Origin of the sequence: Microcoleus sp. A003_D6 (genome assembly GCF_036702825.1) — a bacterium.
Lineage (GTDB): Bacteria > Cyanobacteriota > Cyanobacteriia > Cyanobacteriales > Microcoleaceae > Microcoleus.
The window spans coordinates 1-8,997 of record NZ_JAUBWA010000186.1 but is presented as its reverse complement, the minus strand read 5'-3'; the positions used below and the strand labels follow the sequence as shown (position 1 = coordinate 8,997).

At 45.2% G+C, this 8,997-nt stretch carries 10 protein-coding genes and 1 pseudogene; 7 read left to right on the top strand and 4 right to left on the bottom strand.

Annotated features, from left to right (window positions below; translation table 11 throughout):
* The 4 genes and pseudogenes from QUB70_RS30075 to QUB70_RS30060 all read left to right on the top strand — a co-directional run.
* Positions 1 to 156, top strand: a pseudogene (locus QUB70_RS30075) (photosystem II q(b) protein); the annotation flags it as partial.
* A 172-nt stretch (positions 157 to 328) separates the two neighbouring features.
* On the top strand, positions 329 to 1,114 hold the full coding sequence (locus QUB70_RS30070) for a hypothetical protein (RefSeq protein ID WP_332985361.1): 786 nt from the start codon (positions 329 to 331) through the stop codon (positions 1,112 to 1,114).
* Position 1,115: 1 nt separating this feature from the next.
* Positions 1,116 to 1,592 carry a type II toxin-antitoxin system VapC family toxin gene (locus QUB70_RS30065; RefSeq protein ID WP_332985360.1) on the top strand — a complete coding sequence of 159 codons (477 nt, stop codon included), beginning with the start codon at positions 1,116 to 1,118 and terminating at the stop codon, positions 1,590 to 1,592.
* Between the two features lie 270 nt (positions 1,593 to 1,862).
* Positions 1,863 to 2,615 (top strand): GerMN domain-containing protein, encoded by a 753-nt coding sequence (locus QUB70_RS30060; RefSeq protein ID WP_332985359.1) that lies wholly within the window; start codon positions 1,863 to 1,865, stop codon positions 2,613 to 2,615.
* Positions 2,616 to 3,011: 396 nt separating this feature from the next.
* Here the strand turns inward: QUB70_RS30060 and QUB70_RS30055 are convergent, their stop codons facing one another.
* From QUB70_RS30055 to efp, 3 genes are all read right to left on the bottom strand, one after another.
* The gene (locus QUB70_RS30055) at positions 3,012 to 3,404 is read right to left on the bottom strand and encodes an ArsR/SmtB family transcription factor (RefSeq protein WP_106146178.1); all 393 of its coding nucleotides are present in this window, start codon (positions 3,402 to 3,404) and stop codon (positions 3,012 to 3,014) included.
* Between the two features lie 26 nt (positions 3,405 to 3,430).
* A complete protein-coding gene (accB, locus tag QUB70_RS30050) occupies positions 3,431 to 3,991 on the bottom strand; it encodes an acetyl-CoA carboxylase biotin carboxyl carrier protein (protein ID WP_332985358.1) in 561 nt (186 codons plus the stop codon).
* A 211-nt stretch (positions 3,992 to 4,202) separates the two neighbouring features.
* Entirely contained in the window at positions 4,203 to 4,760 is a 558-nt protein-coding gene (gene efp, locus QUB70_RS30045) for an elongation factor P (RefSeq protein WP_332985357.1), read from the bottom strand.
* A gap of 459 nt (positions 4,761 to 5,219) precedes the next feature.
* Between efp and QUB70_RS30040 the strand changes: the two genes are divergently transcribed.
* The 3 genes from QUB70_RS30040 to thiL all read left to right on the top strand — a co-directional run bounded on the left by QUB70_RS30040 (position 5,220) and on the right by thiL (position 8,057).
* Positions 5,220 to 6,344 (top strand): peptidylprolyl isomerase, encoded by a 1,125-nt coding sequence (locus QUB70_RS30040; protein WP_332985356.1) that lies wholly within the window; start codon positions 5,220 to 5,222, stop codon positions 6,342 to 6,344.
* A gap of 229 nt (positions 6,345 to 6,573) precedes the next feature.
* Positions 6,574 to 6,888 carry a hypothetical protein gene (locus tag QUB70_RS30035; RefSeq protein WP_332985355.1) on the top strand — a complete coding sequence of 105 codons (315 nt, stop codon included), beginning with the start codon at positions 6,574 to 6,576 and terminating at the stop codon, positions 6,886 to 6,888.
* 173 nt (positions 6,889 to 7,061) lie between these two features.
* Positions 7,062 to 8,057, top strand: coding sequence for a thiamine-phosphate kinase (gene thiL / locus QUB70_RS30030; RefSeq protein WP_332985353.1), 996 nt, complete (start codon positions 7,062 to 7,064; stop codon positions 8,055 to 8,057).
* 101 nt (positions 8,058 to 8,158) lie between these two features.
* On the opposite strand, the gene QUB70_RS30025 is transcribed toward thiL, so the two are convergent.
* Entirely contained in the window at positions 8,159 to 8,767 is a 609-nt protein-coding gene (locus QUB70_RS30025; protein WP_332985352.1) for a hypothetical protein, read from the bottom strand.
* Between the last annotated feature and the right edge of the window lie 230 nt (positions 8,768 to 8,997).

Below are 8,997 nucleotides of genomic sequence, written 5' to 3'. Positions count from 1 at the left end.
CAAGGTCGCGTCATCAACACTTGGGCTGATGTTATCAACCGCGCTAACTTGGGTATGGAAGTAATGCACGAGCGCAACGCTCACAACTTCCCGCTTGATTTGGCTGCAAGTGAAGTCACTCCCGTAGCAATGGTTGCTCCTTCTATCAATGGCTAAGTTTTAGTTTTTGATTAACAAAAAGCGCTCCTAGAAATAGGGGCGCTTTTTGTTTGGGGAAAAGATTATAGTCTCAACGAGATTGTCGTGTATCATAATAGAAGGAATACGCTGCTTGTAGTTCTTTTGCTCCCATAGAGCATAAAAGCCTTCTTTATGGAGTTGCATTCTTATGACAGTCACTACAGAAAATTCAATTAGAGCATTGCTGTCAAACACTGAGGAGGTGATATTGGGTGAGCTGAGTTTAATCAAACATTCCTTAGAAAAGCTGTTTGAATCTGATGAAGCGCGGATTCCTAAAGAAGAATCATTTAATTATCTGTTGAAAATTGTTGAGGTATCAGAACGGATTAGAGCAGCCAAATATCCACGTCAAAAATCTGATATTTATTATTCTGAATACAGACCCTTTTTCAGCGGAATTAAAGCAAAATATAGTGATTCTTTAGCACGTGATACCTTCAAAGAAATTGAAGCTCATGAAAAATACATGGATGGCTTTAGGGAATTAATCATAGCTCTGGGTATTATGCTGGCTGCGTTTGAAGAAGAAATAGATCGAGTACACCAATATGGAACTCTCTACACGGGTATGGTGGGACTATCAGAGCTTTTAGAAGAATATCTTCTCTACTTCCCACAAGACTTAATAGAGTACCTTAAGAATATAACATTGGCATTTTTAAATGACTCTAGCCTAAAACCGGATAAAGCCAATCAGAACGAATCTGTTTTTTCATATTTAGTTGGATTAAAAAACACTGCTAGAGCAGTATTATGGCAAATCGAAGAAAACCGAATAAGAAGTGAAAAAGCACGTTTGATAGATTCTCATTCAAATCAAATCTTTACTCGTGAAATGCAAATTCAGAAGAACAAACCTGCAATGGATTGGCTAAAGTCAGAACTTGAACAAATAGAAATTATTAGAAAAGCCAAAGGATGGAAATTGTAGAGTGATTGTAATTCTAGACTCTAATATTCTTGCTTTACTGGTAACAACTCTTGATGAAAAATTGTCTGAAGATGAGAAGCTTCTGGCGGAGAACAAGCAATGCAGAGAATGGCTGTACCGCCTATTATCGAAAGGCGCGTATGTAATTGCTTCTGATATCTGTGATTATGAACTTAGACGTGAACTCATTCGCATTAAAAGCAAAAGTGTTCCAAAATTAGACCGACTGAGAGATTTAATTGAATTTCAAAAAGTAACTTTTGCTGTTCTAGAAAAGGCTGCCGAACTATGGGCTGAAGCAAGATATATGAGTCAATCTAATAAAATCAAGGAAAACATTGATGTAGACTGCATTCTGGCTGCTCAATGGTGTCTGCTCAAAGAGCAATATCCTGGTCGTCAAGTCATTATTGCAACTAAAAATATTAAAGATTTTCAACGTGTTACCGATTGTGATATTTGGCAAAACATTACTTAATTTATAATAATTTACGAGTTCGATAAAATGTCAGTTAAACTTCAGATATGCCACAGCATAAGTGCCTTCTACCTTCTGCCTTCAGACTTATACCTTGTTTCTAAGCGGGAGGGTGTCAAAATGAAATATTGCTCCTAAGCTGTTAAAGATGCCAGGATTGTTTCAGTTTAGCTGTTCGCAGTTCCAGAATCTCAGCAAAAACAAATGTAGCAGATCGGGAGTAGCTCCTCACCGTGTCAAGCGCTCTATGCTCTAAGGAGGATTTGTATTATGAAAGATGGACAACAAGTACGCCGCGTCTCCACAGCAGTCATTGCCGGTGTTTGCGGGTTGGCTTTAGCGACGGGAGGGGGCATTGCCTGGTGGACGGCGAACCGTTCCCCAACCGCAGAAACGCAGTCTTCCGCTCCGACTACCCCTCCGGCGCTTTCCCCAAGTCCTGCGGAATCCCCTGCTGTAATTATCCCCGTACCCCCTCCAAATCCTGTTCAGGTGCCACAGGCTCAGACGCCTCAAGCTCGGACGCCGCAGGCTCTGGTCCCGCAGGCTCTGGCGCCAAAGTCGCCGCAGCCAAAGCCTTTGCAGCAGACGGCGGCCCAAACAGTGCAAGTTTACTGGGTTAAAGATGCCAACGGCAAATTTGAGGGAGTTCCTACGAAAGTAGCTGTCAAACAAGCGGACAAGCCTGATGCAACTTTACAAGCTGCTTTTAACAGTTTGTTGGCCGGGCCGAAGGATGCAACTGTTTCTAGCGAAATTCCTCAGGGGACAAAACTCCGGAGTTTGAGTGTCAAGAATGAGGGAGTTTATGTAGATTTGTCGGCCGAATTTACTTCGGGGGGAGGCAGCACTTCGATGACTGGCCGGTTAGGGCAAGTTATCTATACGGCTACGAGTTTAAAACCGAATACCCCGGTTTGGATTTCGGTGGAAGGTAAGCCTTTAGAACTTTTGGGCGGCGAAGGTTTGGAGGTGGCTCAGCCGAGTACCCGCCAAAGTTTTGACAAAAATTTTCCCCTTTAGGAATTATGAGTGATTAGTTAGGAGTGATTAGTCATCAGTCATCAGTCATTAGTCATTAGTCTGAAGGCAGAGATTAGGGATGGGAGCATTCCCAGGAGAGCTTTCACACTCCGTGCGAGCATCTTACTCGCGCTTAGATGTAGGCTTTACTGTGCAGGATGCTCGCGCTCCTAAAAAACACTTTTTGCTCTCATTGAGATGCTCCAAGTAGGGAGTAAAGATTGATAACTTATAACTGATGACTGATGACTGATGACTAATGACTGATGACTAATGACTGATGACTAATGACTGATGACTGATGACTGATGACTAATGACTAATGACTGATGACTGATGACTGATGACTGATGACTGATGACTAATGACTAATGACTGATGACTAATGACTAATTCTCAGTGCTTGGTTGTCAGGCTAAATGCCCGAAAGTGGAGGGCTTGCTGTTCGATCCGGGTGGCAAGCCGATCGCACACCATGTTACACAGCTCGAAAATTAACTCGTCTTGCACCTTATAATAGGCTGAAGTCCCTTCACTCCGGCGAGTGAGGATACCAGCTTGGAGCATGAGTTTTAGGTGCTTAGAAACATTGGCTTGACTGGTTTGAGTAGCTTCCACCAGCTCTTGCACGCATTTTTCGCCGTCGCGAAGCAAGTTCAAAATTCGTAAACGCATTGGCTCGCTCAGAATACTGAAATACTCAGCAACTTGTTGTACAACTTCTTGCGGGACAGGCTGGGATGACTTCATCAAACTCACCGGAGAGAAATGATCTCGAAATATTAGCATTTATTCCATAACAATAAAGTAATCTTTCAATCCGGATTAATTCGCATCAACACTTGACCGTATTCGACAGGTTCGCCATTTTGAACTAAAATTTCCATCACTTGACCGGACACTTCATCAGCATCGATTTCGTTCATCAGCTTCATAGCTTCGATAATACAGACTGTCTGGCTGACCTTGATGCGATCGCCCACATTTACAAAAGGCGGCTCGTCGGGAGCAGCAGCGCGATAAAAGGTTCCTACCATCGGCGAGATAATTGGCACCCATTTGGTATCGACAGGAACAGACATGGCAGCAGGCACTGCGGCTGGGGCGGGGGCTGGGGCGGCGGCTGGGGCCGCTCCTAAATTTTGGTCAACAGCATCCGGTGACGCTAAGGTGGGGCTAGCAACAGCGCCCAACGCGATCGTGGGAGCGACTGTCGCCACGGCAGCAGGGAGCGCAGCAGCGGTGTCTGGCGAGCTTGCCAGAATGCCTTTGCGTACTGTCAGTTCAAGCTCCCCACTTTTTAACGTCAGTTCCGAAATGCCAGTTTTGTCTAAAACAGTTAGCAGTTCGCAAAGCTGGTTTAAGTCTAGTTGCACAGCAGATTCAAGGGTAATTGAGAATTGAAAATTGAAAATTGAAAATTGAAAATTGGGAATCCGGCGAAGCTAGGATACGATACTCCACCGATTTTGGAGGCAAAGGGATAGTTTTTAAGCTTTGAGCGATGAGTGTTGAATTTTGAGCTCTTTAACTCAGAACTCAGAACTCAGAACTCAAAACTCAAAACTCGCTTTTCCTCCGTCGTTTCTACTCTCGGCCGAGGTACTTGTCTTCGCGAGTATCAATCCGAATCCGTTCTCCAATGGAAATAAATAGGGGCACCATAATCTGAGCCCCGGTGGAGAGGATGGCGGGTTTGCTGCCACCGGTGGCAGTATCTCCTTTGACTCCGGGATCGGTTTGCATCACTTCCAATACGACAGAGTTGGGCAGTTCCACTTCCATGATTTGGTCGTTCCAGCGCAGGATGCTGACTTCCATCCCTTCATGGAGGTACTTGACACGATCGCCTATTTCCTTGGCACTGAGACGGCTTTCCTCGTAAGTTTCCATATCCATAAAGACGAACTGGTCGCCCTCTTTATAGGTATGCTGCATGGCGCTCTTTTCGAGGTTGGCTTGAGGCAAAGTCTCGCCGGCTCGGAAGGTTTGTTCTACTACGTTTCCGGTTTGGACATTTTTTAATTTTGTCCGCACAAAAGCTGAGCCTTTTCCTGGCTTGACGTGGAGGAATTCGATAACCCGCCACACGCCGTTATTCCATTCAATTGAAACACCTGGTCGAAAGTCGTTACTCGAGAGCATATAAATTTTTGCGGGCAATCCCGTCGCCTTGCCGGCACGGGGGAACTACAGTCAGTCGATTTTAGATTTTAGATTTTAGATTTTAGATTTACTCCACAGATGAATTTGGGAGATTGAACCTTGGTCTAAAATTTCGATCTCTCCACGACAGGAGTCTGGGGATTGTATCCGTTTTTTGAGCGGGTCAGGTTAAAGCCGCAGTCTAGCTGACGGCATCAAAAAGCAATTGGCATTTTATTTTACCGTTCAAAGGGAGCAAGTGCTGTACCGAAATGTTAATGGCAGTTGTCAGTTGGCAGTTGGCAGTTGTCAGTTGGCAGTTGGCAGTTGACTGTTGGCAGTTGACTGTTGTTAGTGGCAAACCTCCCCAGCCGAACTAACAGACACTTTAAATGGGTAGCAGCAAAGGCGGGCGGGCAGCGCTGTGGGAAGATAATAGAGGCAATAAAAGTTAAAGTTATGTTGCATTGGCCTAATTTCTCGATCGATACGTGCAAGCGCTGGGTCAAAACCGTCGCTTTAGCGCTCTTGCTGTTCACTCTCGGACTGAGTTTCAGCGCAGTCTCCCATGCCAAACGCCCCAGCAGCAGTATGCCTGCGGGCAACGCGATTACCGACGGCCGGGCGCTGCTGCGCTTCGCTTTACCTATTGACAATCAGACTGTGCGAGATTTGCAAATCAGTCTCGAAGACATTGGCAACCACATACGTTCTAAACGTTGGGGGCCTATTAGCAGCGATGTCAGCAAGGCTTCCAGGATTCTCAACCTTCGGGAATCTGACCTTTTAGAGAGTATTCCCGACGCCAAAAAGCCGGAAGCTGAAACTCTAGTTGCAGCAGTCAAGGACGGAATTGCTCAACTGGAAAAGGCTGTTGAGGCTAAAGACAGGGACAAAGCGATCGACTTGAAAGCCGCAATACTCGGTTCGGTAGGCGAAATCGAAGAGTTGATGGTGGCAAAGTTTCCCTTTGAAGTGCCTGCCAAGTATGCTAATCTGCCTCAACTGAAAGGGCGCGCTACTGTGGCTGTACAAACGGAAAAAGGGGAAATTACTGTTGTGGTTGACGGCTACAGCGCGCCTGTGACTGCTGGTAATTTTGTGGATTTGGTCGATCGAGGTTTTTATGACGGTTTGCCGTTTATTCGATCGGAAGAATCCTACGTTTTGCAAACGGGAGACCCCGAAGGCAAGGAAGAGGGTTTTATTGACCCAGCTACTGGCAAATACCGGAATGTTCCGCTGGAAGTGCTCGTCAGGGACGAAAAGGAGCCTATTTACGGGATTACTCTAGAAGATGCGGGGCGCTATCGCGACGAGCCTGTTTTGCCTTTTTCTGCTTTCGGTACTGTGGCAATGGCGCGCAAGGAAGCTGAACCCGACAGCGGTTCTTCTCAGTTTTTCTTTTTCTTGTTTGAACCTGAACTCACGCCCGCCGGTCTGAATCTGTTGGACGGCCGGTATGCTGTTTTTGGTTACATGATTGAAGGAAAAGAAGTTTTGGAGAAACTGAAGCAGGGAGACAAGATTGTATCTGCTAAGGTGATTAAAGGGAAGGAAAATTTGGTTCAACCTCAAGTTTAATCGATGAGGGCGATTGAAATCGCTTTTTGTCAAACAAAGCCCGCCTGCGCGGGCTATAAAAATCTATCAGGTAAATTAAACCTTCTGTTTTCGACGATTGAAATCGCTGCTACAGGAGCAAAGCCCGCAAGGCAAGGGCTATAAGAATCAATCAGGTAAGTTAAACTTGAATCAACGTTATTATGTCCACCTACTTAGCTTCGTTATATCTAGCAACTCGATCGCTCCTATGGCAATTTTAGAATTTTTATTGGTAATTGGTTTGGGCGGATTCGCAGGCTTGCTGATTGTAAATAATATCAATGAAAGCAAGCAAAAGCAGCGGTTAGATGAGGCTTTTTATCAGTTGTTGGAAACTCAAAACAGTCAAATTTCGCTGATTCAACTGGCGGCTAATGCTAGGGTTGAGGCTGAAGTTGCTCAGCATTATTTAACTCGGCAAGTGAAGATTTTTTCGGCGATTTTAGAGGTAGATGATGAAGGAGATACTTTTTATAGGTTTCCTAGGTTGCGCTTGCCGCCGAGTTCGGGTAAGGAATGGTGATGCAGTTGACAGTTGACAGTTGACAGTTGACAGTTGACAGTTGTTAGTTGTCATTGGTTCAGGAATTACGCACCAATAACGTGCTACAGGTAAGACACCTGTTCCATAATACATGGAGTTTATTGTGGGATGGGCATCTTGCCCGCCCGCATCTCACTAAAAAATCCTTTTTAATGCTGATTAAAGATATCGGAGAACAAGGTCTTTTAAGAATATTGCAAAAATTCTGCCCCGCCGAAATAGTGGGAGATGATTGCGCTGTCATGGCTACAAATCCCCACCAATCTCTCGCTATCACTACAGATATGTTGGTGGATGGAGTGCATTTTAGCGATCGCACCACAGGCCCTTATTACGCAGGATGGCGCGCCGCAGCGGCAAATTTGTCGGATCTGGCTGCGATGGGAGCAAGGCCTCTGGCGGTGACTGTAGCCCTCGCTGTGGCGGCGGATACGGCTGTGGAGTGGGTTGAAGAGTTTTATCGGGGAATGACGGCTTGTTTGAAAGTGTATCATACGCCGATCGTCGGTGGCGATGTTGTCCGATCGCCCGTGGTGACTGTGGCGATTACTGCTTTTGGGGAGGTTGAGTGCGATCGTACCATTCGCAGGTCAAATGCGCGATCGAATTGGGCAATTGTCGCGACTGGCGTGCACGGAGCGTCCCGCGCGGGATTAGAATTGCTGTTAAATCCAGAATTTGGACAAAATTTGGAAAAGGGCGATCGGGCTTCTTTAATTCTCGCTCACCAGCAGCCTAAACCGCGACTGGATGTTTTGCCGATTTTGTGGGAAATTTTAGATGCTGCGGGTGAGTTTGCGATTGCTGGAATGGACAGCAGCGACGGTTTAGCTGATGCGATTGTGCAAGTTTGTCGGGCTAGCGGTGTTGGTGCAAAAGTCGATCGCACGAAAATACCTATTCCCCATAGTTTAAGCGAAATAGTATCAACCGAAAAAGCTTTAGATTGGGCGTTGTACGGTGGTGAAGATTTTGAGTTAGTGCTGTTTTTGCCGATCGCGAATGCTAAGTTATTGGTAGAAAAAATCGGTGATGGTGCGGAGATTGTGGGAATCGCTACCGAAAGCACCGATATTTGGTTGACTGATAGCAGCGGGGTTTGTGCTGATGTTGGGTTAAAGATCGATCGAGGATTTCAACACTTCTAAATTCTCTCTTATCTCTTATCTCTTAGTCCGCGGAGGCGGACATCGTTTGTGTAGACGCGGTTTCAACCGCCGAGTCTCTCTGAGTTTGTATAGACGCGGTTTCAGCCGCCGAGTCTCTCTTCCGCTTCCTGTAACATATCATTAACTGGTGGACTTGGGGAATCGGGCAATCTCGGAGGTTGAAACTTGCGCCGAAACCATCTCAACGGATTAATCTTCCACGCACCATTAATCCGGGCCACCACTCCAGAAACCACGATTACAACCAAGAAACTCAACAACAGACTAGCTACAGCCGGGTGAAGCACATCCCCTTTTTGAGGTATTTTGAACACTATGGGTTTCTCGATATAATTGGCAACCGCAGACACCACAAGGCCTCCAGCCCCTAATCCAGTACCCCATATTTGAATAGTTCTTTCTAAAGAGCGATCGATTTCTGCTTGTTCAATATCTACAATCCCCGCCACCAAATCCACCGCAATCTTAATCAAATCAGTCCCCTGTTTGAAATAGCCTAAATCACCCTGAATTTGTCGTTGAAAATACGGACAATTCCTATCAATAAAAAACTTAAATGTTGTTAAATTTTCGGTTGAGGCTTGCCATTTATCACAGATTTGAGCCAGCTTTTCCTGATAATTGTAAACATGAATATTAATCGTATTATTAAAATCTTCCAAAGATTCTAATACTCTTTCATAATCCAAACTTTCTCGAAGTAACTGTTTGAGTGTGATTTTCAGAGAAGTTAAAGACTCATCTGTATTAACATTTTCCTGGGAAGGAACATCATTGTTCGATTCAAACTGAGCGATTTTGGTTTCTAAGTTAGCGATTATCCCTTCAATGTCTGCATAGAGTGGCTCTCCTGAACTTGTGGTGATAATTTTATCTAATCAGAAAAACAAGCTAATACGCGATTTCTGAAATTATGAAA